This window comes from Leclercia sp. GHBNCSD, from assembly GCF_055805075.1.
Genome location: NZ_JBQVYO010000001.1, coordinates 317,422 through 342,157 on the forward strand (window position 1 = coordinate 317,422; position 24,736 = coordinate 342,157).

General features: G+C 57.4%; 17 protein-coding genes. 6 read left to right on the forward strand and 11 right to left on the reverse strand.

What is annotated here, in order from left to right:
* Window position 1: 1 nt before the first annotated feature.
* The 6 genes from dmsA to lrp all read right to left on the reverse strand — a co-directional run bounded on the left by dmsA (window position 2) and on the right by lrp (window position 10,628).
* The gene (gene dmsA, locus ACT3IC_RS01650; protein WP_159339206.1) at window positions 2-2,446 is read right to left on the reverse strand and encodes a dimethylsulfoxide reductase subunit A; all 2,445 of its coding nucleotides are present in this window, start codon (window positions 2,444-2,446) and stop codon (window positions 2-4) included.
* A gap of 207 nt (window positions 2,447-2,653) precedes the next feature.
* Window positions 2,654-3,946, reverse strand: coding sequence for a serine--tRNA ligase (gene serS, locus ACT3IC_RS01655; RefSeq protein WP_103178909.1), 1,293 nt, complete (start codon window positions 3,944-3,946; stop codon window positions 2,654-2,656).
* Between the two features lie 92 nt (window positions 3,947-4,038).
* Complete coding sequence (gene rarA, locus ACT3IC_RS01660) at window positions 4,039-5,382, reverse strand: replication-associated recombination protein RarA (RefSeq protein WP_103178908.1); 1,344 nt, start codon at window positions 5,380-5,382, stop codon at window positions 4,039-4,041.
* 9 nt (window positions 5,383-5,391) lie between these two features.
* Window positions 5,392-6,006: an outer membrane lipoprotein periplasmic chaperone LolA gene (gene lolA / locus ACT3IC_RS01665; RefSeq protein ID WP_159339207.1), complete on the reverse strand. Its 615-nt coding sequence runs from the start codon at window positions 6,004-6,006 to the stop codon at window positions 5,392-5,394.
* A 127-nt stretch (window positions 6,007-6,133) separates the two neighbouring features.
* Complete coding sequence (gene ftsK, locus ACT3IC_RS01670) at window positions 6,134-10,000, reverse strand: DNA translocase FtsK (RefSeq protein WP_263951036.1); 3,867 nt, start codon at window positions 9,998-10,000, stop codon at window positions 6,134-6,136.
* Between the two features lie 133 nt (window positions 10,001-10,133).
* Window positions 10,134-10,628: a leucine-responsive transcriptional regulator Lrp gene (lrp, locus tag ACT3IC_RS01675; RefSeq protein WP_000228469.1), complete on the reverse strand. Its 495-nt coding sequence runs from the start codon at window positions 10,626-10,628 to the stop codon at window positions 10,134-10,136.
* Between the two features lie 549 nt (window positions 10,629-11,177).
* Between lrp and trxB the strand changes: the two genes are divergently transcribed.
* The 5 genes from trxB to infA all read left to right on the forward strand — a co-directional run bounded on the left by trxB (window position 11,178) and on the right by infA (window position 17,007).
* On the forward strand, window positions 11,178-12,146 hold the full coding sequence (gene trxB / locus ACT3IC_RS01680; protein WP_103178905.1) for a thioredoxin-disulfide reductase: 969 nt from the start codon (window positions 11,178-11,180) through the stop codon (window positions 12,144-12,146).
* 113 nt (window positions 12,147-12,259) lie between these two features.
* Complete coding sequence (gene cydD / locus ACT3IC_RS01685) at window positions 12,260-14,026, forward strand: heme ABC transporter permease/ATP-binding protein CydD (RefSeq protein ID WP_473475947.1); 1,767 nt, start codon at window positions 12,260-12,262, stop codon at window positions 14,024-14,026.
* Window positions 14,026-15,747, forward strand: coding sequence for a heme ABC transporter ATP-binding protein/permease CydC (cydC, locus tag ACT3IC_RS01690; protein ID WP_473475950.1), 1,722 nt, complete (start codon window positions 14,026-14,028; stop codon window positions 15,745-15,747). Before cydD ends, cydC begins: the two co-directional genes overlap by 1 nt.
* A 47-nt stretch (window positions 15,748-15,794) precedes the next feature.
* Window positions 15,795-16,502: a leucyl/phenylalanyl-tRNA--protein transferase gene (gene aat / locus ACT3IC_RS01695; protein WP_156654202.1), complete on the forward strand. Its 708-nt coding sequence runs from the start codon at window positions 15,795-15,797 to the stop codon at window positions 16,500-16,502.
* 286 nt (window positions 16,503-16,788) lie between these two features.
* On the forward strand, window positions 16,789-17,007 hold the full coding sequence (gene infA, locus ACT3IC_RS01700) for a translation initiation factor IF-1 (protein WP_001040187.1): 219 nt from the start codon (window positions 16,789-16,791) through the stop codon (window positions 17,005-17,007).
* Window positions 17,008-17,084: 77 nt separating this feature from the next.
* Here the strand turns inward: infA and ACT3IC_RS01705 are convergent, their stop codons facing one another.
* From ACT3IC_RS01705 to clpS, 3 genes are all read right to left on the reverse strand, one after another.
* On the reverse strand, window positions 17,085-17,498 hold the full coding sequence (locus ACT3IC_RS01705; RefSeq protein ID WP_420193110.1) for a hypothetical protein: 414 nt from the start codon (window positions 17,496-17,498) through the stop codon (window positions 17,085-17,087).
* A 736-nt stretch (window positions 17,499-18,234) separates the two neighbouring features.
* Window positions 18,235-20,511, reverse strand: a complete 2,277-nt coding sequence (gene clpA / locus ACT3IC_RS01710) for an ATP-dependent Clp protease ATP-binding subunit ClpA (protein WP_263951040.1) — start codon at window positions 20,509-20,511, stop codon at window positions 18,235-18,237.
* 30 nt (window positions 20,512-20,541) lie between these two features.
* On the reverse strand, window positions 20,542-20,862 hold the full coding sequence (clpS, locus tag ACT3IC_RS01715; protein WP_103178900.1) for an ATP-dependent Clp protease adapter ClpS: 321 nt from the start codon (window positions 20,860-20,862) through the stop codon (window positions 20,542-20,544).
* Window positions 20,863-21,187: 325 nt separating this feature from the next.
* Between clpS and cspD the strand changes: the two genes are divergently transcribed.
* Window positions 21,188-21,409, forward strand: coding sequence for a cold shock-like protein CspD (cspD, locus tag ACT3IC_RS01720; RefSeq protein ID WP_032617324.1), 222 nt, complete (start codon window positions 21,188-21,190; stop codon window positions 21,407-21,409).
* Window positions 21,410-21,634: 225 nt separating this feature from the next.
* Here the strand turns inward: cspD and macB are convergent, their stop codons facing one another.
* Both macB and macA read right to left on the reverse strand, forming a co-directional pair.
* Complete coding sequence (macB, locus tag ACT3IC_RS01725; RefSeq protein WP_420193111.1) at window positions 21,635-23,575, reverse strand: macrolide ABC transporter ATP-binding protein/permease MacB; 1,941 nt, start codon at window positions 23,573-23,575, stop codon at window positions 21,635-21,637.
* The gene (gene macA, locus ACT3IC_RS01730; RefSeq protein ID WP_103178898.1) at window positions 23,572-24,687 is read right to left on the reverse strand and encodes a macrolide transporter subunit MacA; all 1,116 of its coding nucleotides are present in this window, start codon (window positions 24,685-24,687) and stop codon (window positions 23,572-23,574) included. The genes macB and macA overlap by 4 nt, the downstream gene beginning before the upstream one ends.
* Window positions 24,688-24,736 lie beyond the last annotated feature (49 nt).

Consider the following 24,736-nt stretch of genomic DNA (forward strand, 5'->3'; position numbering starts at 1 on the left):
CTTACGCCTTTTCAACCTGAACAAGGTTACTGTGAGACGGATTGCCTTTCGCCAGCGGCGACGGGCGTTGCGTGGTGAGCACGTTAATGCAGCCAGCCTGATCGACGCGGTTGGCGTCCGGGTTGTACCAGGCGCCTTCACCTAGCGCGACGACGCCCGGCAGAATACGCGGCGTCACTTTGGCTTCAATGTGCACTTCGCCACGACTGTTAAAGATCCGTACCCGGTCGCCGTTGGCGATCCCGCGGGCCTTAGCATCCAGCGGATTGATCCACATCTCCTGACGGCAGGCCGCCTTAAGGACATCAACGTTACCGTAGGTAGAGTGCGTACGCGCCTTATAGTGGAAGCCGGTCAACTGCAGCGGGAAGGATTTGACCTGCGGATCGTCGTAGTTTTCGAAGCCCGGGCTGTAAACCGGGAGTGGATCGATCACATCGTCTTTCTCAAGCTCCCACGTCGCGGCAATCTGCGCCAGTTCAGCGGAATAGATCTCAATTTTGCCTGACGGGGTGGTCAGCGGATTGGCAACAGGATCGGCACGGAAGGCTTTATACGCCACGTGGTGCCCTTCCGGGTCACGCTTTTTGAACATGCCTTGCTGGCGGAATTCATCAAATGACGGCAACTCCGGGATGGCCTCACGTGACTGCTCGTACAGGTGGCGCATCCACCCTTCCTGGGTGCGTCCCTCGGTGAACTGTTGCTCAACGCCCATACGTTTCGCCAGCTCTGTGGTCATCTCATAGATGGTTTTACAGCCGAAGCGCGGTTTGATCGCCTGGTCCGCAAAAATCACATACGACATATTGCCGCAGGAGGCATCAAGGGCGAAATCCATCTGTTCAGAGGCGGTGCAGTCTGGCAGCAAAATATCGGCATACTTCGCCGAGGAGGTCATATGGCAGTCCACCACCACAATCAGCTCGCATTTTTTATCATCCTGCAGGATCTCATGGGTACGGTTGATCTGCGAATGCTGGTTGATCAGGCAGTTCCCGGCGTAGTTCCAGACCATTTTAATTGGCACGTCGAGTTTATCTTTGCCGCGTACCCCATCACGGGTGGCGGTCATTTCCGGGCCGCGCTCGATGGCATCGGTCCACATAAACATTGAGATGCTGGTCTTAACCGGGTTTTCCAGGGTCGGCATGCGTACAAAAGGCAGTGAATATGAGCCTTCACGCGCGCCGCTGTTGCCACCGTTAATCCCCACATTGCCGGTCAAAATGGCCAGCATGGCGATAGCGCGGGAGACCAGTTCGCCATTCGCATGACGCTGCGGCCCCCAGCCCTGAGAGATAAAGGCAGGCTTCGCCCCGGCAATTTCACGTGCCAGTTTAATGATGCGCGCCTCGGGAATGCCGGTGATGGCCGCGGCCCAGGCCGGGGTTTTGGCGATGCCGTCATTGCCCTGGCCGAGAATATAGGCTTTATAGTGGCCGTTCGCCGGTGCCCCTTCCGGCAGCGTTTTTTCGTCGTAGCCGACGCAATATTTGTCGAGGAAAGGTTGGTCGACGAGGTTTTCAGTGATCATCACCCACGCCAGGGCAGAGATCAGCGCTGCATCGGTGCCTGGACGGATGGGGATCCACTCATCTTCGCGCCCTGCCCCGGTGTCGGTATAGCGCGGGTCAATGACGATCATCCGGGCTTGCGATTTTTCCCGCGCCTGTTCGACGTAGTACGTTACCCCGCCGCCGCTCATGCGCGTTTCGCCAGGGTTATTGCCGAACAGGACCACCAGCTTGCTGTTTTCGATATCCGACGGGCTGTTGCCATCTGCCCACCCGCCATAGGTGTAGTTCAGGCCAGCGGCAATTTGTGCGGTTGAGTAGTCACCGTAATGGTTGAGGTATCCCCCGCAGCAGTTCATCAGACGGGCGATCAGGGTTTTTCCCGGCGGCCAGGAGCGGGTCATGGTGCCGCCGAGGGTGCCGGTGCCGTAGTTCAGGTAGATAGATTCGTTACCGTAATCTTTAATCAGACGCTGCATCGTACCGGCGATGGTGTCAAAGGCCTCTTCCCAGCTGATGGGTTCGAACTTGCCTTCGCCGCGTTTACCCACGCGCTTCATCGGCTGCTTCAGGCGATCCGGGTTATAGACACGACGGCGCATTGAGCGGCCGCGCAGGCAGGCGCGAACCTGATGTAATCCTTCGTAATTATCGTCCCCGGTATTGTCGGTCTCAACATATTTAATTTCACCGTCAACGACATGCATGCGCAGTGGACAGCGGCTGCCGCAGTTTACCGTGCAGGCGCTCCAGACCACTTTCTCATCAGGTTTAACGGTCTCAGCGGCTTGTGCAGCCGATGCCAGACGTGAAAAAGGCAATGTGAATGCGCTACTGGCAACAGCCAGGCCGCCAATCGCCGTGGTTTTCATCAATCCACGTCGACTCACCTCAGCAGCCAGCAGAGCTTCAGGCGTTTTCATTTTCATAGACTCTCACTTTGATTGCTCACAAAGTTCAAAGGTGCGGTAACAACCGCTATATAGTTTTTTATATAAAGATACCGTGCGTTAGCAGACGTTTACGCTAACCAACTGTTTGGAAAGTATTACTACTTTAGAGGGAGGGGATATTGCCTGACATCAAAACCGGGGCATAAAAAAAGCGCCCGCAGGCGCTTTTTACTTAAAAACAATTTAACCGATGTACTGCTGGCCTTTCATATACGGACGCAGCACTTCAGGAATTTCGATACGGCCGTCCGCCTGCTGGTAGTTTTCCAGCACCGCGACCAGCGTACGTCCCACTGCCAGACCGGAGCCGTTCAGGGTGTGCACCAGACGGGTTTTCTTGTCGGATTTGCTGCGGCAGCGAGCCTGCATGCGGCGCGCCTGGAAATCGCCTACGTTAGAGCAGGAGGAGATTTCACGGTAGGTTCCCTGCGCCGGTACCCACACTTCGAGGTCGAAGGTTTTGCAGGCGCCAAAGCCCATGTCACCGGTACACAGCGCCACGCGGCGGTACGGCAGACCCAGCAGCTCCAGCACTTTTTCCGCGTGACCGGTCATCTCTTCCAGCGCCGCCATGGACTCTTCCGGACGCACGATCTGCACCATTTCGACTTTGTCGAACTGGTGCATACGGATCAGACCGCGGGTATCACGGCCATAAGAGCCCGCTTCAGAACGGAAGCATGGAGAGTGCGCCGTCAGTTTGATCGGCAGATCGTCTTCGTCGATGATCTCATCGCGCACAAGGTTGGTCAGCGGCACTTCTGCCGTTGGGATCAGCGCGTAGTTGCTGCTATCGGCTTCTTCATCCAGTGGACGGGTGTGGAACAGATCGCCGGCAAATTTCGGCAGCTGGCCGGTACCATACAGCGTATCGTGGTTCACCAGATACGGTACGTAGGTTTCGCTGTAGCCGTGCTGCTCGGTGTGCAGATCCAGCATGAACTGGGCCAGCGCGCGGTGCAGATGGGCGATCTGCCCTTTCATCACCACAAAGCGGGAACCGGTCAGCTTAACGGCAGCGGCAAAATCGAGCCCCGCGTGCATTTCGCCCAGCGTAACGTGATCGCGAACCTCGAAGTCGAACTCGCGAGGCGTGCCCCAGCGTTTCACTTCGACGTTGTCGTTTTCGTCTTTACCGACAGGAACACTGTCGTCAGGGGTATTCGGGATCGCCAGCGCGATTTCACGAATTTCGGCCTGAAGAACGTCCAGCTCGGCTTTCGCCTGATCCAGTTCTTCACCCAGCTTGTTCACTTCCAGGCGTAATGGCTCAATGTCTTCCCCGCGCGCTTTCGCCTGGCCGATGGATTTCGATCGAGAGTTACGCTCTGCCTGCAAGTTTTCTGTTTGTACCTGCAGAACTTTACGACGCTCTTCAAGAGCGCGCAGCTTATCTACATCCAGTTTATAGCCCCGGCGTGCCAGTTTTTCAGCGACTGCGTCTGGCTCATTACGCAGCAGATTGGGATCGAGCATGCTTATCCTGTGCTTATCGAATTAAAATAGGAAATGTGACCACAGCCTGCGGTCACAAGGATACAATTGCCAACATTACCGCAACGATAGCCCTAACGGTAGCGTTTTATAGGGCTATTTTGATCCTGTCCGGCAAGCCAGGCGAGCTTTTCGCCAATCTTACCCTCAAGGCCTCTGTTTGTCGGGTGATAGTAGCGTGTTTGTGCCATTTCCTGCGGGAAATACTCCTCCCCGGCGGCGTAGGCGTTGGGCTCGTCGTGGGCATAGCGATACGCCTCACCGTAACCCATCTCTTTCATCAGTTTGGTCGGCGCGTTGCGCAGATGGACTGGAACATCGTAATCAGGACGTTCGCGGGCATCGGACATCGCCGCTTTGAAGGCGGTATAGACAGCATTACTTTTGGGTGCGCAGGCCAGATAGACAATGGCCTGGGCAATGGCGCGTTCGCCTTCGGCAGGTCCGACACGGGTAAAGCAGTCCCAGGCGGAAAGTGCCACCTGCATGGCGCGCGGATCGGCGTTACCGACATCTTCGGAGGCAATCGCCAGACAGCGGCGGGCGACATACAGCGGATCGCCTCCGGCAGTGATAATGCGCGCATACCAGTAAAGCGCGGCATCGGGCGCACTGCCGCGCACTGATTTGTGTAGCGCCGAGATCAGATCGTAAAAACGATCGCCTTTATTATCAAAACGCGCGCTACGTTCACCGGCGATTTCGGTCAGCAGCGCCGGGAGCAAGACCCGCTTGCCGCTGTCGTCGGTTTCGGCCATATCGGCCATCATCTCCAGGGTATTCAGCGCCCGGCGCGCATCACCGTTAACCAGCTCGGCAATGGCGCGACGCGTCTCGTCAGGCAGCACGATATCCTGGCCGCCGTAGCCCCGGGCCTTGTCGGTCATCGCCTGCGTCAGCACCTGCTCGATATCATCGGTGGTTAACGATTTCAGCAGATAGACACGGGCGCGGGACAGCAGCGCCGAGTTCAGTTCAAACGAGGGGTTTTCCGTGGTGGCGCCGATAAAGGTGATGGTGCCGTCTTCAATATGCGGCAGGAAGGCATCCTGCTGGCTTTTATTAAAGCGGTGGACTTCGTCAACAAACAGGATCGTGCGGCGTCCGGCATTGCGGTTCTGCCGCGCCCGTTCGATGGCTTCGCGGATCTCTTTCACGCCGGAGGTGACGGCGGAGATGCGCTCAACATCTGCATCAGCATAGCGGGCGATCACTTCCGCCAGGGTCGTTTTACCGGTGCCCGGTGGCCCCCAGAGGATCATCGAGTGCAGATGCCCGGCCTCAATCGCGCGTGGCAAGGGCTTGCCCGCGGCCAGCAGATGCTGCTGGCCGATATACTGCGCTAAATTTTCTGGCCGCATACGAGCGGCCAGAGGTTGAAACGCATTATCTGAAAAATCGAGCGACAGGTTGCTCACTCACGCCTCTTACTTATTACGTTGATCGTCCACCGTTACGCCCTTCGGCGGGGTAAAGGTGAATTTCGATGCATCGACGGCACCGTTCTGCTGGGATTTCAGCTGATAGCTGCTGCGCTGATCGTCCTGCTCCACGGCGCTGAATTGATTGATGGTGCCGTTGCTGCTCACGTTGATGGTGAACTGTTTCAGGTTGCCCGTGCTGCCTTTCGGGGTCAGCACAAACTCATCGCCGCTCTGTTTGATGTTGTACTGCTGCCAGTCGCTGGACTGGTTACGGGCAATCAGCATAAACGGCGTGTTGCTGGTCGCATCTTTCAGCCAGGTGGCGGTGGCCTGCTCAACAAACGGGTTAAAGAACCACAGGGTTTTACCGTCGGAGACAAGGATACTTTCGTCCGGCTGGGTCATATGCCAGTTAAAGAGATTCGGACGTTTAACCCACAAGTCACCCTGACCTTCCTGCACCGCGTTGCCGCTGCCGTCAGTCACTTTCTGCGTGAAGCTGGCATGGAAGCTGCTCACTTTATCCAGGCGGCTTTTCAGGTCGCTGGCGGCATCAGCCCAGACGCTACTTGCCACAAAGCCAGTGAGTAATGCACAGGTGATTGCGATTTTTTTCATTGTTCATCCTTACAAAGCGTCTTCCCGAAATGGGGGTTTCTGTCACTATTCTGGACCTGCCCGCAGGCAGGCGACAGAAGAAAATGCTTAATTTTTGCAGCTTTACCCATCTTTGCAATCGAGGCCGTTATTCAAACGGTGGCGGGGCCAGCACTTCACGGTTGCCGTTATGTCCCTGCTCGCTGACGATGCCCTGCGCTTCCATCTGCTCAATAATGCGCGCCGCCCGGTTATAGCCGATGCGGAACTGGCGTTGTACGCCGGAGATAGAGGCTTTACGTTTCTCGGTAACGAAGTTAACAGCCTGATCGAATAGCGGATCCAGCTCTTCGCCGCCGTCAAAGCCGCCACCGCCGCCGCCTTCGCTTTCGCTGTCAGAGGTAATGCCTTCGACATATTGCGGGCGACCGCGCGCTTTCCAGTCCTGCACCACGGCATGCACTTCCTGGTCACGAACAAACGCCCCGTGAACACGCACCGGCGAAGTCGAGTTCGGCCCGGAATAGAGCATATCCCCCATACCGAGCAGCGATTCCGCGCCCCCCTGGTCAAGGATGGTACGGGAGTCGATTTTACTCGACACGGTAAAGGCGATACGGGTCGGGATGTTAGCTTTAATCAGGCCGGTGATCACATCCACCGACGGACGCTGGGTCGCCAGCACCAGATGGATCCCTGCCGCACGGGCTTTTTGCGCCAGGCGGGCGATGAGCTCTTCCACTTTCTTGCCGACGGTCATCATCAGGTCAGCAAATTCATCCACCAGCACCACGATATACGGCAGTTTTTCCAGCACCGGATGTTCGGCGTCCATACTGTCGCCCGGTTTCCAGTACGGATCCGGAATTGGACGGCCCATTTTCGCCGCTTCGGCGATGATCTCGTTATACCCGGCGAGGTTACGCACGCCCAGCGCAGACATCAGCTTGTAACGACGCTCCATCTCGTTGACGCTCCAGCGCAGGGCATTGGCAGCATCTTTCATGTCGGTCACGACTTCGGTCAGCAGATGCGGGATGCCTTCGTAGACCGACAGCTCCAGCATTTTCGGGTCGATCATGATGAAACGCACATCTTCCGGCTGCGCTTTATAGAGCATGCTGAGGATCATGGCGTTAACGCCGACAGATTTACCGGAACCGGTGGTACCCGCCACCAGCAGGTGCGGCATTTTAGCCAGATCGGCCACCACCGGCTCACCCGCGATGTCTTTACCCAGCACCACGCTCAGTGGCGACGGGTTATCGCGGAACTTGGCGTTATCAAGCACTTCACGCAGGTAAACGGTCTGGCGTTTTTTGTTCGGCAGCTCCAGACCGACATAGGGTTTGCCTGGGATCACCTCAACCACGCGCACAGCCACGGTCGACAGCGAACGCGCCAGGTCACGGGAGAGATTGGAAATACGCGCGGCTTTAACACCCGGCGCCAGGTTCAGCTCGAAGCGGGTGATCACCGGCCCAGGAGAATAGTTCACCACATCCGCTTTAATACGGAAGTCGGCCAGACGCGCCTCAACCAGACGAGCCATCTGCTCCAGGGCAAAGGTATCGACCGGCTCGACTTCCGTTGGCGGCGGCGTTAACAGATCCAGCGACGGCAGCGGCGTGGTTGGCTTTTGCAGTGGGCGGCTGTCGCCATTGCGCATCAACAGCGGATGGATCAGGCTCTGCTGAGGCTGAGCGGCTGGCTGCTGTGGCTGCACCGGCTGTTGCGGCTGCGCATACTGCTGAGGCTGTACAGGCTGCTGCGGCTGCACGGACTGTTGAGGCTGTGCATACTGCTGCGGCTGAACAGGCTGCTGCGGTTGTGCATACTGCTGCGGCTGAACTGGCTGCTGCGGTTGTGCAACATGTTGTGGCTGAACGGGCTGCTGCGGCTGTGGCGGCGTAACCGCCTGACGCGGCGGCTCGGCTTCCGGCATCACGCCCGGCGTGAACAGCGGCTCACTCGGCGTATCATCCACCAGATCTTTCATTGGCGAGAATTCAAAGTCCGCCAGCGAGAACGGATTAGCCCCTGTCGGTTGCTCACCGGAATAACGCTGCTGCTGCGTGGCGGCGAACTGGCGAGCCAGCTCCGCTTCGGCGGCACTATCTTCGTCATCCTGCGTTTCAAAGGACTGTGGCTGGACCTGATGCTCATCACCACCATACCGCTGCTGTTGCTGCTGAGCGAACTGGCGGGCCAGCTCCTCCTGCTGCTGCATTTCATCGGCCTCGTCGTCGTAGTGTTCATCATACGGCTGACGTCCGGCTTCACGCGCTTTCTCTTCGGCCATTCGTTGGGAAGGCAGTTTGATGCCATAGGAGGCCAGTTCACGGCGGGTCGGAACACGTACGCGATTAGGGCGCGGTAACTGCGGACCAATCCCCTCTTTTACCTGCGGACGCGGTGCGCCGCCGGTTGCCAGGCTGAATAACGGCGCGGCAGCGCTCGCCGCCGCGGCGCCTGCGCTTGTTGCCTGCTGCACGCTTGCGGCAACAGGTGCAACGGCGGAGGCGGGTTCCACAGCGGGAACTGGAATCGTCGGGGTTTCAGCGGCCTTAACCGGGGCTGGCTCTTGTGCCGCCTCGGGCACCGGCTGATACCAGGCCGCAAGCTGCTCGCGTTCCCGGGCACGTTTTTCTTCCACCTCTTCGAAATAGTAAAGCGGCGGACGGGACGGTTTCACCTCTTCAACCGGCGGCTCTTCGACAACCGGCGGGGTGATAACAGGCTCCGGCTGATAGACCGGCTCTGGCTGATAAACAGTTTCAGGCTGATAAACAGGTTCAGGCTGATAGGCAGGCTGCTGCGGCGGCTCATACTGCGGCTGCGCATAGACAGGTTCAGGCTGATAAGGCGGTTGCCACTCCTGCGGTGCCGCGGCGACATACGGTTCCGGCTCCGGCGCAGGGATCGGCGATGCAGGTTCCGCTTGCCATTCAACCGCATGTTGCTGCAGCGGCATCTCTGGCACAGAAGGCGTCGGAGTGACCGGTTCAACCGGCGCAGCAAAGGCCTGGGTTGCCGTGGTTGCGGCGGCAGCGGCAGCAAGGGGCTCAGCTACTGAGTGACCGTTGAGCAGCGGATCGAACTCATCATAATCGGACGGCAGCGCACGATTACCGGAGAACAACACATCATCCGGATCGGCGGCAACACCACGGGCACTATAAGCCACCTCTTCTTCGTCATCCATCCGTTTGCCGGAGAACAATGCCGCATCGGTTTTGCGGCCTAATGGATTGGCGAATTTCTCTGCCACACGCTTACGGCGCGCCAGCGCCCCGCGCATAATGCGGGCGCGGCGAGATTCACGACGCTCAGCGCTCGGCTCCGCGTCTTCGTAATCATCTTCGTACTCTTCGTCGTTAACCCAGGTATCGTCGCGACGGGTACGGTTGCTGGCAAAGGTCAGGATATTGAGGATCACGCTGCCGATTTTCTCGGCGATGGTGACCCAGGACCAGCCGGTAAACAGCGTCAGCCCCGCCCCCCAGACGCAGAGCAGCGCCAGAGTACCACCGCTGCTGTGCAGCATCGGCTGTAGCGCGGTGCTCAGCAGGCTGCCAATCACGCCGCCGGAGGCAAAATACCAGATGTCGTCGGCATTAATCGCCGCCAGGCCGCAGGAGGTGAGGATTAAAGCCAGCGCACCAATCAGGCGCAGCGAGACAGCAAAATAGTCGATGTAGTCATCGTTCTGGCGATGGCGCCAGGCAAACCAGCAGCCGCCAATAATAATGACGGGAAGGGTGTACGCCATTATGCCAAAGATAAAGAACAGCGTGTCCGCCAGCCATGCCCCCGGTACGCCGCCTAAATTATGGATAGGCTCATGCCATGCGGTTTGTGACCAGCTGGGATCGGAGGGGTTGAAACTGAGTAAGGCTGCCATCAACCAGACGGCAAAAAGGGCAACAAGGATCAGTAACGCCTCAAGGAGTCGGCGCCCACTGCTAAGCTTGGTTAAATTGACTTCTTTGTCTTCAGTATATTCCTGGCTCAAGAAAGGCTCTCCAGGTATCAGGCAATTCCTGCCTGAGTGCTAAACGGACAACAGTGCCGGGGAGCCCGACACTGTTGCTGTATGGATTACCAGGAGTGTAATCAAAGTACGCTGATATTGCACCTGTTCCGTATTAGCGCGTCTTAATAACCAGACGATTGCTCTGTTTGACTTCTTCCATTACCACATAGGTACGGGTGTCGTTCACACCAGGCAGTCGCAGCAGGGTTTCGCCCAGCAGCTTACGGTAGGCGGACATATCAGGCACGCGGGTTTTCAACAGGTAGTCGAAATCCCCGGAAACCAGATGACACTCTTGAATTTCTTCAAGTTTTTGTACGGCGGCATTAAATTGCTCAAACACATCCGGCGCACCACGATTCAGAGTAATCTCAACAAATACCAGAAGTGAGGCATCCAGATAATGCGGGTTCAGCAGCGCTGTATAGCCCTGAATAAAACCCTGTCTTTCCAGTCGGCGCACACGCTCAAGGCATGGCGTCGGGGAAAGTCCCACACGTTTTGAAAGCTCGACGTTGGAAATACGCCCATCCTTTTGCAGTTCATTAAGAATGTTACGATCGATGCGGTCGAGATCTTTGCCAGGGCGCTTCTTGCTATCTACCATTATTATTGTCTCTCTGTATTCCTTCCCTAACTCCTGCCAGGACCCTGTGCACTTCACTGTTCAGAGTCTTTCCCCGCGGTTAATCGCATCGCCTGTTTTATAGTTTGCGCGATCCGATTGGGGTTATGTGGTATGAAGACCGTTGCCCAGAGGCGGCCATCAACATCACGTATGGCATCTGTCCACACCATGCGTAGATTTCGCTGACCCGGTAAAAATGGTGATTTTGTGCATGACTATGCGTTACACAAAGACCATTTTTTTTCTTCCTTGAATGTTTTCGCAAAAGCGCAGGGGATTGTCAAAGCAAAACATCGATTTTTAGTACAACATGCCGGATATTCATTACGTCCGGCGATTAATCCTCATTTTATCGCCGTCGTTTCGACCGATTACCTATGATTATTGTTATAAAATCACCTTTTCTTACCTCTCGTTGATTGGCCCTTTCTATCACACACATCGTTAACAAAATCGCTGCGCCCTTTTTTTACGCCAACAAATTCCCTACAATCCAGGAAAATGTCTGCCAACAACAATGAGGATCTCATGGGCACGGCCAAACACAGTAAGCTGCTAATTCTTGGTTCTGGACCTGCGGGATACACCGCAGCGGTCTACGCTGCACGCGCTAACCTGCAACCGGTACTGATTACGGGCATGGAAAAAGGCGGTCAGCTGACCACCACCACCGAAGTAGAAAACTGGCCAGGCGATCCTGAAGGCCTGACCGGGCCGCTGCTGATGGAGCGCATGCACGAGCATGCCGCCAAATTTGATACCGAAATCATTTTTGACCACATCAACAAGGTCGATCTGCAAAACCGTCCGTTCCGCCTGACCGGTGACAACGCGGAGTACACCTGCGACGCGCTGATCATCGCTACCGGCGCCTCTGCCCGCTATCTGGGTCTGCCTTCAGAAGAGGAGTTCAAAGGTCGCGGCGTATCTGCCTGTGCAACCTGCGACGGTTTCTTCTATCGCAACCAGAAGGTGGCGGTCATCGGCGGTGGCAATACCGCGGTTGAAGAGGCACTCTATCTGGCGAATATCGCCTCTGAAGTGCACCTCATTCACCGCCGTGATACTTTCCGCGCGGAAAAGATCCTGATCAAACGTCTGATGGACAAAGTGGCCAGCGGCAACATCGTGCTGCACACCCACCGCACGCTGGAAGAAGTGACCGGCGATCAGATGGGCGTGGCGGGCCTGCGTATCCGTGACACCCAGAACACTGACAACGTTGAAACGCTGGAAGTGGCAGGTCTGTTTGTTGCCATCGGCCACAGCCCGAACACCGCTATCTTCGACGGCCAGCTTGAGCTGGAGAACGGCTACATCAAAGTGCAGTCAGGTATTCACGGCAACGCTACCCAGACCAGCATCCCGGGCGTGTTCGCTGCGGGCGACGTGATGGACCACATTTATCGTCAGGCGATCACCTCTGCGGGCACCGGTTGTATGGCCGCGCTGGATGCAGAACGATATCTCGACGGACTGGCCGATCAGAGTAAATAATTTTTACAAATCAGCAACAAACGTAAAAAAGGCGGCGATAAGTCGCCTTTATCGTCTCTGCGTTGTAACATTGCCGTGCCCAATACCTAATAACATCACCTGCAAAGCACGCAATGGAAAAAACCCGTCAACAAGAGTTAACTCGCTGGCTGAAAAAGCAAAGCGTTATTTCCCGCCGCTGGCTGAATATTTCCCGTCTTTTAGGGTTTATCAGCGGACTGTTGATTGTCTGCCAGGCATGGCTTCTGGCCCGCATTCTTAACCATATGATTATGGAAAATATCCCGCGCGAGGCGCTGTTACTGCCTTTCATTGTGTTGATTCTGGTCTTTATTCTGCGTGCCTGGGTGGTCTGGTTGCGCGAGCGCGTGGGCTTCCACGCCGGGCAGAACATTCGCTATGAAATTCGCCGCCAGGTGCTGGACAGGCTACAGGAGGCCGGACCTGCCTGGATCCAGGGCAAGCCCGCCGGAAGCTGGGCGACGCTGATCCTCGAACAGATCGATGACATGCACGACTACTACGCCCGCTATCTGCCCCAGATGGCGCTGGCGGCTTTCGTTCCCCTGCTGATCGTGCTCGCGATTTTTCCTTATAACTGGGTCGCCGCGCTGATCCTGCTGGGTACCGCCCCGCTGATCCCGCTCTTTATGGCGATGGTCGGTATGGGGGCTGCCGACGCCAACCGCCGCAATTTCCTGGCGCTCGGACGTCTCAGCGGCCACTTCCTTGACCGTCTGCGCGGCATGGAAACGCTGCGTATTTTTGGTCGCGGTGAAGCCGAAACCGACAACATCCGCCACGCCTCCCAGGATTTCCGTCAGCGCACCATGGAAGTGTTACGCCTGGCATTTTTATCCTCCGGGGTGCTGGAGTTCTTCACCTCACTGTCGATTGCGCTGGTTGCCGTCTATTTCGGTTTCTCCTACCTGGGCGCCCTTGATTTCGGTCATTACGGTACCGCCGTGACCCTTTTTGCAGGCTTTCTGGCGTTAATTCTGGCGCCGGAATTTTTCCAGCCGCTGCGCGATCTGGGCACTTTCTATCATGCGAAAGCGCAGGCCGTGGGCGCCGCCGACAGCCTGAAAACCTTCCTTGAAACGCCGCTGGCTCATCCGCAGCGTGGCGACGTGACCCTGAACACCACCCGACCAGTCAGTATTGAAGCAGAGAATTTCTGCGTACTGTCGCCGGAAGGTAAGGTGCTGGCGGGGCCATTAACCTTCACCCTCGCGGCAGGCCAGCGCGTGGTGCTGGTTGGCACCAGCGGCTCCGGTAAAAGCTCCCTGCTGAATGCATTATCTGGCTTTATGGCCTACAGCGGCTCGCTGCGGATCAACCAGGCCGAGCTCTCAGCGCTCGATCCTGACGAGTGGCGCACCCACTTAAGCTGGGTAGGACAGAACCCGCAGCTCCCTGCGGCCACGCTGCGGGAAAACGTGCTGCTGGCGCGCCCGGATGCCAGCGAAGAGGAGCTGCAGTCGGTGCTCGACCGTGCCTGGGTTAGCGAATTCCTGCCCCTGCTGCCGAACGGCGTGGACACGGTGGTGGGCGATCAGTCGGCGGGGCTTTCCGTCGGCCAGGCGCAGCGCATTGCCGTGGCCCGCGCCCTGCTTAACCCGTGTCAGCTTTTACTTCTGGATGAGCCTGCCGCCAGCCTGGATGCGCACAGTGAACAGCGTGTGATGATGGCGCTGGATGCCGCCTCGCAGCAGCAAACCACGCTGATGGTGACGCACCAGCTGGTGGGCATCTCCCGGTGGGATCAGATCTGGGTCATGGACAATGGTCAGCTTGTTGAGCAGGGCGATTACGCCACGCTCGCGGCGGCACAGGGGCCGTTTGCGGCCCTGCTGGCAAACCGTCAGGAGGAGATTTGATGCGCGCTTTACTGCCTTATCTGGCGCTTTATATGCGCCACAAATGGATGTTGACGCTGGGCGTGGTGCTGGCGATCGTCACCCTGCTGGCGAGTATCGGCCTGTTGACGCTCTCCGGCTGGTTCCTCTCTGCCTCGGCGGTCGCCGGTTTTGCCGGGCTCTACAGCTTCAACTATATGTTGCCCGCCGCCGGGGTGCGCGGTACGGCCATCACCCGTACCGCCGGGCGCTACTTTGAACGTCTGGTCAGCCATGACGCGACCTTCCGCGTGCTGCAACACCTGCGCGTTACCACCTTCAGCAAGCTGCTCCCCCTCTCCCCTGCCGGACTGGCACGCTATCGCCAGGGGGAACTGCTTAACCGCGTCGTCGCCGACGTGGATACCCTCGATCACCTCTATTTGCGCGTGATCTCTCCGCTGGTGGGCGCCCTGGTGGTCATTGTGGTGGTCACCCTGGGGCTGTGCCTGCTGGACGTTCACATTGCGCTGGTGCTCGGCGGGATCATGCTCGCAACGCTCTTTATCTTACCCCCGCTGTTTTACCGCGCCGGAAAACCGACCGGTGAAAAGCTGACGCGTCTGCGGGGCGAGTATCGCCAGCAGCTGACGGGCTGGCTACAGGGTCAGGCGGAGCTGACGATCTTTGGTGCCAGCCGCCGCTACCGCGCGCAGATGGAAAATACCGAGCTGAACTGGCACGAAGCCCAGCGCAAACAGTCGGAACTCACGGCCCTCTCCCAGGCGCTGATGCTGTTAATTGGCGGAGGCGCAGTCATGGCGATGCTGTGGATGGCTTCCGGCGGCGTGGGCGATAACGCGCAGCCAGGCCCGTTAATCGCCCTGTTTGTCTTCTGTGCGCTGGCGGCGTTTGAAGCCCTGGCGCCGGTGACCGGTGCCTTTCAGCACCTGGGCCAGGTGGTGGCCTCCGCGCTGCGTATCACCCAGATTACCGGCCAGCAGCCGGAAGTGCAGTTCAGTACGACCGCATCAGCGGTCCCTGAGCAGCTGGCCCTGTGCCTTTCGGATGTCAGTTTTGCCTATGAAGGTCAGGCGCAGCCCGCGCTGGACCACATTAACCTGACGATCCCCGCGGGCGCCCATGTGGCGGTGCTGGGTCGCACAGGCTGCGGTAAATCGACACTGCTGCAGCTGCTGACCAGAGCATGGGACCCGGCGCAGGGTCAGATCCTGTTTAACGACACGCCTCTGGTGCAGATGAGCGAGACTGCGCTGCGCAAAAAGGTAAGCGTGGTGCCCCAGCGGGTTCATCTTTTCAGCGCCACCCTGCGCGATAACCTGCTGTTAGCCGCGCCCGGCGCTGCCGATGAAGCATTACGCGGGATGCTGGAAAAAGTAGGTCTGCACAAGCTACTGGAAGATGAAGGGCTCAACAGCTGGCTTGGCGAAGGTGGCCGTCAGTTATCCGGCGGCGAGCTGCGCCGCCTGGCCATTGCGCGTGCGCTGCTTCACAATGCGCCGCTGATGCTGCTGGATGAGCCAACCGAAGGGCTGGACGCCACTACCGAGCGGCAAATCCTTGATTTACTGAAAAAAGAGATGCAGGACAAAACCGTGCTGATGGTGACGCACCGTCTGCGCGGCCTGGCGGATTTCGATCAAATTATTGTGATGGACAACGGACAAATTATTGAGCAAGGTAATCACGCTGAACTGTTGGCAAAACAGGGCCGCTACTACCAGTTCAAACAACGTCTGTAGTCTATATTTGAACCGATCCCCACTTTGCGTACTGGAGTTTTGTTGTCATGCGCCTGGTCCAGCTCTCTCGTCACTCTCTTGCGTTCCCTTCTCCGGAAGGGGCGCTGCGTGAACCTAATGGTTTGCTGGCCCTGGGCGGCGATCTGAGTCCGTCGCGTTTACTGATGGCCTACCAGCGGGGGATTTTTCCGTGGTTCTCTCCCGGCGATCCCATCTTATGGTGGTCGCCCGACCCCCGCGCCGTTCTCTGGCCTGCGGAGTTTCATATCAGCCGCAGCATGAAGCGTTTTCACGCTCGCTCCCCTTATCGCGTCACCCTCAACCATGCGTTTGGTCAGGTGATCGAGGGCTGCGCCAGCGATCGCTTTGAAGGAACCTGGATCACGCCCGAGGTGATCGTCGCCTACCATCGCCTGCACGAGCTGGGCTACGCCCATTCGATTGAGGTATGGGATGATAAGGATGAACTGGTGGGCGGCATGTACGGCGTGGCGCAGGGCACGCTGTTTTGCGGCGAGTCGATGTTCAGCCGCGCGGTTAACGCCTCGAAAACCGCGTTGCTGGTCTTCTGCGAACGCTTTGCCTGTAGCGGCGGCAAGTTAGTTGACTGCCAGGTGCTGAACGAACATACCGCCTCTCTGGGTGTCGTGGAGATCTCGCGCCATGAATATCTGGCGCAGCTGGCGACCCTGCGCATGCAAAAATTACCGCAAAATTTCTGGGTGCCGACGACGTTATTTACGCCTCAGGGATAAATGTTTTCCGCATATTTTTCCTCAAGGTGCTATAATTCTGCCGCAGAGTAGGTTCTGCCTGTTGCCCCGCCGCCGTTTGGGAATAGTTCGCATCCGATAACGCCCTATCGTTTATCCTGCCACCTCCCCTTTACGTATGCGCTTTTCGTACGGTTGAACCGTGACGTCCGGGCAATACGCTGAAACTGCTTTGTTGCGTTTTAAACGCACAAATCTTTACTTAATTGAGGAATTTCGGCATTATCTTGCCGGTTCAAAACTTGGTAGTGATACCCCAGAGGATTAGATGGCCAAAGAAGACAATATTGAAATGCAGGGTACCGTTCTGGAAACGTTGCCTAACACCATGTTTCGCGTAGAACTGGAAAACGGTCACGTCGTTACCGCGCATATCTCCGGTAAAATGCGTAAGAACTATATCCGTATTCTGACGGGCGACAAAGTGACTGTTGAGCTGACCCCGTACGACCTGAGCAAAGGCCGCATTGTCTTCCGTAGTCGCTAAGAGTATTTCGCCTGCAATGGCGTACAAAGAATAATAAAGGCCGGGTTATCCCGGCCTTTTTTTATGCCCCGCCCGTATCAGTGGATACGCACTACGGTCAGATCCGCCAGCATGGTATGCGCAATATCATGCAGCAGCCCGGTAAGGTGCGGGAGCATCTCGCGGTCGAAATGCGACACCAGCAGCACATGGTTTAAGGCCCGGCAGTAATCGCACTGGGCTTCGGTGCTGTCCAGCAGCCACTCCTGTTTGTGCACGGGCGGGATGTCGTTCTCATCCAGCACGCGAAAATCGGTCATGGATTTTGCCAGCTCAGCGCTGAATGCATCAAGGTAGGCCGCCAGGCAGCGGCAGACAGGCTGCGTTTGCGGCAGCGAGTCGCAATCGACCAGGATTTCGGTGAGCAGGTTGCAGCGCGCGGCAAGGGTGGAGAGATCGGGGTTGCTTAGTTCAAGTTCGCTGTAAAGCTGGGTGATGGTGTTATTATCCATAATCATAATCTCCGAAAGTAATTTTTTGCTGACCACCCGAACGCCAACTCAGGCGGTGGACTGAACCAGGTTGGCGTACCGACTACCCTCGGAAAAATCGGCGCTTCAAAGAAGCCCTGGCCCAGCCCACCATAATCTGAGCATGCGGATTATATCCGCAGCTTTCAAAAGAGTGAACGAAACCGCTAATGTTGCGCATGCAACATCATTTCCGAAGTTTGTTCAGGACGCCAATCCTGGCACCTGATTTTGCAGGTGCATCGCCATTCTATTACTGTGGTTTTATCCAGCAATACCCATAATTAAATTCTGGATAACGCCTCGCAAAATTTTCATCCCCCCCTACAGCAACACAAAAGCCAGAGACAGACCCTCTACTCACAGCGGCACCCTGGTCCGGCTGAAAATCGCTGAGGCGTTGACCGCAGGCCGGGGCGGGGCGCATGGCCCGACCCGAAAGCCGAAGGGAAAAAGCCGAGGGGACCGCGAAGCGGCGATTTTCCTGGCCGGGAGCCGGGGTGGTCAGGGGGCGGCGGCGAGCCCCCCTGACACGTTCACCGGTGACGTGGTTTACAGAGAAGCAGCGAACGCAAGGTGAACGGAACCATCACAGCCGCCACATGTTCTCACCCACCGTGCATCGCCCTGCGGCGCTGCGCTTGCACGGGCCTACAACGACTAAAAAACCATAAAAAAAACCGGGCATTTGCCCGGTTTTTATCATCACATAACAGCGTTAGTGAGCCGCCTCCGGCTTATGTTTCGCCGCACTCTGGAAATCATACGTCAGCTCATTCTTCGCCTGATCCAGCGCCACTGTCACCTGGCCGCCGTCCACAAGCGAACCAAACAGCAGCTCGTTAGCCAACGGTTTCTTCAGGTTGTCCTGAATCACACGCGCCATCGGACGGGCACCCATCGCACGATCGTAGCCTTTCTCTGCCAGCCAGTTGCGGGCTTCCTGACTCACTTCCAGAGAGACCCCTTTCTGATCCAGCTGAACCTGCAGCTCGACGATGAACTTATCCACCACCTGATGAATCACCTCGGTAGAGAGATGATCGAACCAGATAATGTTGTCCAGACGGTTACGGAACTCCGGCGTAAAGACCTTCTTGATCTCTTCCATCGCATCGGTGCTGTTATCCTGGTGGATCAGGCCGATGGATTTACGCTCGGTTTCACGCACCCCGGCGTTGGTGGTCATCACCAGCACTACGTTGCGGAAGTCCGCCTTGCGCCCGTTGTTATCGGTCAGCGTCCCGTTATCCATCACCTGCAGCAGGATGTTGAACACGTCCGGGTGCGCTTTCTCGATCTCATCGAGCAGCAGTACCGCGTGCGGATGCTTGATCACCGCGTCGGTGAGCAGGCCGCCCTGGTCAAAGCCCACATAGCCTGGAGGCGCACCGATCAGACGGCTGACGGTGTGGCGCTCCATATACTCGGACATATCGAAGCGCAGTAGCTCGATGCCCAGCGCTTTGGAGAGCTGAACCGTCACCTCGGTTTTCCCCACCCCGGTCGGGCCGGCGAACAGGAAAGAACCGACAGGTTTGTGCTCATGCCCCAGCCCGGCGCGGGCCATCTTAATGGCTTCGGTTAAGGCCTCAATGGCTTTATCCTGCCCAAAGACCAGCATTTTCAGGCGATCGCCAAGGTTTTTCAGCGTATCGCGGTCGCTCTGAGAAACACTCTTCTCAGGGATACGCGCGATGCGGGCCACCACGGATTCGATATCCGCCACGTTGACCGTTTTCTTACGCTTGCTGACCGGCATCAGACGCGCACGCGCGCCCGCTTCGTCGATCACATCAATCGCTTTATCCGGCAGGTGGCGATCGTTAATGTATTTCACCGCCAGCTCCACCGCCGCACGCACCGCTTTCGCGGTATAACGCACATCATGGTGCGCCTCGTACTTCGGCTTCAGGCCGTTGATGATCTGCACCGTTTCTTCTACCGACGGTTCAGTAATATCGATTTTCTGGAAGCGACGCGCCAGGGCACGATCTTTTTCGAAAATATTGCTGAACTCCTGATAGGTGGTTGAACCCATTACCCGGATCTTGCCGCTGGAGAGCAGCGGTTTAATCAGGTTAGCGGCATCCACCTGACCACCCGATGCCGCACCGGCGCCGATGATGGTATGGATCTCGTCGATAAACAGGATGCTGTTGGTATCCTGCTCCAGCTGTTTCAGCAGCGCTTTGAAACGTTTTTCAAAATCACCGCGGTATTTGGTGCCGGCCAACAGGGAACCGATATCCAGCGAATAGATGGTGCAGTCGGCGATCACTTCCGGGACGTCGCCCTGCACGATGCGCCAGGCCAGCCCTTCGGCAATGGCGGTTTTACCGACGCCAGACTCCCCCACCAGCAGTGGGTTATTCTTGCGGCGGCGGCACAGCACCTGAATCGCCCGTTCCAGCTCTTTATCGCGGCCTATCAGCGGGTCGATACCGCCAACACGGGCAAGCTGGTTAAGATTGGTGGTGAAGTTTTCCATACGTTCCTCCCCGCCTGCCTGCTCTTCGCTGTTGACCTGATGGCTGGAATCCGAAGACGGATTCGATTCGTCTTTGCGCGTTCCGTGAGAGATAAAGTTCACCACATCGAGGCGGCTGACTTCGTGTTTGCGCAGCAGGTAGGCGGCTTGCGACTCCTGCTCGCTGAAGATGGCAACCAGCACGTTTGCACCGGTGACTTCGCTACGTCCGGAGGACTGGACGTGAAATACCGCACGCTGGAGTACACGCTGGAAGCTGAGCGTCGGTTGCGTGTCGCGCTCCTCTTCACTGACGGGCAGTACAGGTGTGGTCTGTTCGATGAAGGCTTCAAGTTCCTGACGCAGCGCCACCAGATCCACGGAGCAGGCTTCAAGCGCTTCGCGGGCGGATGGGTTACTGAGCAGTGCAAGCAGCAGGTGCTCGACCGTCATAAACTCATGTCGGTGCTCACGCGCTCTGGCGAAAGCCATGTTTAAACTGAGTTCCAGTTCTTGATTGAGCATAGGCACCTCCCCCAATTTTCATTGCCTTATTCAGGCTTTTTCCAGCGTACACAGCAACGGATGCTCGTTCTCCCTTGCATACTGGTTCACCATTGCCACCTTGGTTTCGGCGACTTCAGCGGTATAGACACCGCAGATGGCTTTGCCATGATAGTGAACCGTAAGCATCAGTTGCGTTGCACGTTCAACATCATAAGAAAAGAACTTTTGTAGCACGTCAATAACAAATTCCATCGGCGTGTAATCATCGTTCATTAACATAACTTTATACATAGATGGCGGTTTTAGCGCGTCGCGCACTTCATCTTCCGCCAACTTATCGAAATCGAGCCAGTCGTTCGTCTTACCCATTGTCAGTCGTCATCTTCGTTTACGGTCTCCGGTCGCGTGTCTCAGTGATGCTGACGGGAGGCTATACATAACCTGAATCTACCTTAGATGTCAGATAACCTATATCTATTATTGCCATCCGCGATGTCTGTCACAATACCGTTCAATAGCGTTAACTGCTTCAAATTTTGACGCATTTTTCACCTTCCTTACCCGGCAAAGGCTTGACGATCCCTTTGGTTTATCTAAATTGAACAGGCGTGAGTTGGCGAGGTTTTGAACAGCCCCCACTTCACCACCGGTTCATTACATCTAACTCAATAAGATTTACGAAGGATGTCGAAGCATGGAAACGGGTACAGTTAAGTGGTTCAACAACGCCAAAGGGTTTGGTTTTATCTGCCCTGAAGGCGGCGGCGAAGACATTTTCGCACATTACTCCACCATTCAGATGGATGGATACAGAACGCTGAAAGCCGGGCAGGCCGTCCGGTTCGATGTACACCTTGGGCCAAAAGGCAATCATGCCAGCGTTATTGTGCCCATCGAAGCAGAAGTGGTGGCATAGCCCTCTGTTTCATTGTGTACACCCCGCACTCAAAATGCCAGCCCGACGCGCTGGCATTTTTATTTGTGGGCTGCCGTGCGGTCTGCTGCCCGGCGGCGCTGCGCTTGCGCGGGCCTACAAATCATTGTGGGCTGCCGTGCGGTCTGCTGCCCGGCGGCGCTGCGCTTGCGCGGGCCTACGGATTTCGTAGGCCGGGTAAGGCGTAGCCGCCACCCGGCAACAGATTCACTCCCGGGCTAACGCATCCACCGGATCTAATCGCGCGGCGTTTCTGGCCGGCAACCAGCCAAACAGTACCCCGGTAAAGGTAGAACAGAGGAAGGCAGTTAGCAGCGCCATCGGTGAAAAACCAATTTCCCAGCCGGGTAAAAACAGCTGCAGCGTAAAGGCGATGAGCAGCGAGAGCGTAATCCCCAGCGCACCGCCCACCAGACAGACCAGCACCGCTTCAATCAAAAACTGTTGCAGCACATCGCTGGCCCGGGCGCCCACCGCCATCCTGATGCCGATTTCACGCGTCCGCTCCGTCACCGACACCAGCATGATATTCATTACCCCGATCCCCCCGACCAGCAGGGAGATGATCGCCACCAGCGTGAGGAAGAGCTGAAGAGTACGTGTGGTCTTTTCCGCCGTTTTCAAGAGCCCGTCCATGTTCCAGGTGAAGAAATCTTTCTTCCCGTGGCGCAGGGTCAACAGGCGCTCAAGCTGTTGCTCTGCCTGGGCGCTGTCGTAACCCTCTTTCACCCGGACGGTGATGGAGTTAAGCCACGACTGCCCCATAATGCGCCCGGAGATGGTGGTGTAAGGCAGCCAGACGCGCAAAATCTTGCTGCTGCCAAACATCGACTGCTTCTCCTCCGCCACGCCAATCACCGTTGCGGGCATATTCCCCACCAGCACGATCTCGCCCACCACCTTCGCTTTATTGGGGAATAGCTGTCGCCGGGCGTTGCTGTCGAGCACCACCACCTGCGCCCGCCCTGCAAGCTGCTCTGCATTGAAGGTGCCCCCTTCGCTGAAGGTCATACCGTAGACGTTGAAATAGTCGCCGCTGACGCCGTTGGCGCTGGCCGCCACATCGATATTGGCATAGCGCAGACGCAGGCTCTGGGACACCGCCGGGGTGGCGGAGTTAACCCACGGCTGCTTCTTAATGGCCGTGAGATCGTCATACTTCAGCGCCTGCTGGTACTGCGGCTCATCATCGCCAAAATCTTTGCCGGGATAGACGTCAATGGTATTGGTGCCGATGGAGCGGATATCCGACAGCACCAGCTGTTTGGCCGCGTCGCCCACCACCACAATCGACACCACCGAGGCGATGCCGATGATGATCCCAAGCATGGTCAGCAGGGTGCGCATTTTGTTGGCGGCCATCGCCAGCCAGGCCATGGTCAGCGCTTCGCGAAAGCTGCTGGCAAACTGCCGCCAGCCCGACGGCGGCGGTAACGCCACCTCCTGACGCCGGGTGGCATTGAGGGCGGGCGGCGGATTACTGACCAGCTCGCCGTCGCGGATCTCGACAATGCGTCCGGCCTGGGAGGCCACCTCCGGATCGTGGGTGACAATAATCACCGTGTGCCCCTGATCCCGCAGCTGGTGCAGGATTGCCATCACCTCTTCCCCGGAGTGGCTGTCCAGCGCCCCGGTCGGTTCATCCGCCAGGATCACCTGGCCGCCGTTCATCAGCGCCCGGGCGATACTCACCCGCTGCTGCTGGCCGCCGGAAAGCTGCGACGGCTGATAATCCACCCGCTCCCCCAGCCCCAGCCGGGTAAGCAGCGCCTGCGCCCGCTCAAGACGTTTTTTGCGCTCTACGCCAGCATAGACCGCGGGCACCTCGACGTTTTGCGCCGCGCTCAGATGCGAAAGCAGATGGTAACGCTGGAAGATAAAGCCGAAATGTTCCCGACGCAGTTTGGCCAGCGCGTCGCTGTCCAGCGTGGCGACGTCGGTGCCCGCCACGCGATAGGTGCCGCTGGTAGGTTTATCCAGACAGCCAAGAATATTCATCAGCGTCGATTTACCGGAGCCTGACGCGCCGACAATCGCCACCATCTCCCCCGCCTCTACCTGCAGGGTGATGCCCTTCAGCACCTCCACCGGCCCGTCGCCGGAGGGGTAGCTGCGGCGGATATCATTCAGCTCCAGCAGGGCGGTCATTTCGCCGCCCCTGGCTGGCTCTCGCTGATGACCACCTCTTCACCCTCTTCCAGCCCTTTCACCACCACCACATCGGTGTCGTTGCGCGAGCCGAGACTCACCTCACGCTCGCGGATTTCACCGTTACGCAGCACCTTCACGTTATAGCGGTTATCTCCTACCGGTTGGCCCAGCGCCGCCAGCGGAATGGTCAGCACGTTTTTCACCCCGGAGAGCTGAATATGCACCTGGGCGGTCATGTCCAGGCGCAACACCCCCTGCGGGTTGGGGACTTCAAACCGGGCGTGATAGAAAATGGCGTCGTTGACCTTCTCCGGCGTCGGGAGAATATCCTTCAGCACCCCTTCATAGCGGGTTTGCGGGTCCCCCAGCACGGTAAACCAGGCTTTTTGCCCCGGCTTCAGGTGGATCACATCCGCTTCCGAAACCTGCGCCTTCACCAGCATGGTACCCATATCCGCCAGGGTCAGGATGTTCGGCGCCTGCTGGGCGGCGATAACCGTCTGTCCCTGCAGGGTCGTAATCTGCGTCACTTCCCCGGCCATCGGTGCAACGATGCGGGTGTACTCGAGGTTAGTTTTGGCACTGTCCAGCGAGGCCTGGTTGCGTTTGATCTGCGCATCGATGGTACCAATCTGCGCCTGCTTCACCGCCAGCTCGGTGGTCGAGGTATCCAGATCCTGCTGCGAGATCGCCTGGGTGGTCGCCAGCTGCCGCTGACGGTTCAGGGTCACCTGGGCGAGCTTACGCTCCGCTTCCGCCTGGCTGCGCTGGGCGCGCAGCTCCATCAGCGTCGCTTCCACCTCTTTGATCTGGTTTTCGGCCTGCTCCGGGTCGATAACCCCCAGCAGTTGCCCTTTTTTCACCTTGTCGCCAATCTCCACCGATAGGGTCTTCAACTGGCCGCTGACCTGGGCACCCACGTCAACCTTGCGTAGCGCGTCCAGTTTGCCGGTCGCCAGCACGCTCTGCTGCAACTCGCCCGGACGGACAATCAATGTCTGATATTGCGGCACCGGTGCGTTTAGCACCCGCCACAGCCAGAATCCACCCACCAGTACAATCAGCACCAGCAGCAGAAACAGCTTCCTGCGCTTTCCCTTTAAGTTCATAAATATTCCAAATAGCAATTCCGGCTTACATAACTGTTGATTCTAACTA

What these genes read in the sequence shown, in the direction of transcription:
- dmsA (WP_159339206.1), bottom strand. Translation starts at nt 2,446, where the DNA reads ATGAAAATGAAAACGCCTGAAGCTCTGCTGGCTGCTGAGGTGAGTCGA.
- serS (WP_103178909.1), bottom strand. Translation starts at nt 3,946, where the DNA reads ATGCTCGATCCCAATCTGCTGCGTAATGAGCCAGACGCAGTCGCTGAA.
- lolA (WP_159339207.1), bottom strand. Translation starts at nt 6,006, where the DNA reads ATGAAAAAAATCGCAATCACCTGTGCATTACTCACTGGCTTTGTGGCA.
- lrp (WP_000228469.1), bottom strand. Translation starts at nt 10,628, where the DNA reads ATGGTAGATAGCAAGAAGCGCCCTGGCAAAGATCTCGACCGCATCGAT.
- trxB (WP_103178905.1), top strand. Translation starts at nt 11,178, where the DNA reads ATGGGCACGGCCAAACACAGTAAGCTGCTAATTCTTGGTTCTGGACCT.
- cydD (WP_473475947.1), top strand. Translation starts at nt 12,260, where the DNA reads ATGGAAAAAACCCGTCAACAAGAGTTAACTCGCTGGCTGAAAAAGCAA.
- cydC (WP_473475950.1), top strand. Translation starts at nt 14,026, where the DNA reads ATGCGCGCTTTACTGCCTTATCTGGCGCTTTATATGCGCCACAAATGG.
- aat (WP_156654202.1), top strand. Translation starts at nt 15,795, where the DNA reads ATGCGCCTGGTCCAGCTCTCTCGTCACTCTCTTGCGTTCCCTTCTCCG.
- infA (WP_001040187.1), top strand. Translation starts at nt 16,789, where the DNA reads ATGGCCAAAGAAGACAATATTGAAATGCAGGGTACCGTTCTGGAAACG.
- ACT3IC_RS01705 (WP_420193110.1), bottom strand. Translation starts at nt 17,498, where the DNA reads ATGGATAATAACACCATCACCCAGCTTTACAGCGAACTTGAACTAAGC.
- clpA (WP_263951040.1), bottom strand. Translation starts at nt 20,511, where the DNA reads ATGCTCAATCAAGAACTGGAACTCAGTTTAAACATGGCTTTCGCCAGA.
- clpS (WP_103178900.1), bottom strand. Translation starts at nt 20,862, where the DNA reads ATGGGTAAGACGAACGACTGGCTCGATTTCGATAAGTTGGCGGAAGAT.
- cspD (WP_032617324.1), top strand. Translation starts at nt 21,188, where the DNA reads ATGGAAACGGGTACAGTTAAGTGGTTCAACAACGCCAAAGGGTTTGGT.
- macB (WP_420193111.1), bottom strand. Translation starts at nt 23,575, where the DNA reads ATGACCGCCCTGCTGGAGCTGAATGATATCCGCCGCAGCTACCCCTCC.
- macA (WP_103178898.1), bottom strand. Translation starts at nt 24,687, where the DNA reads ATGAACTTAAAGGGAAAGCGCAGGAAGCTGTTTCTGCTGCTGGTGCTG.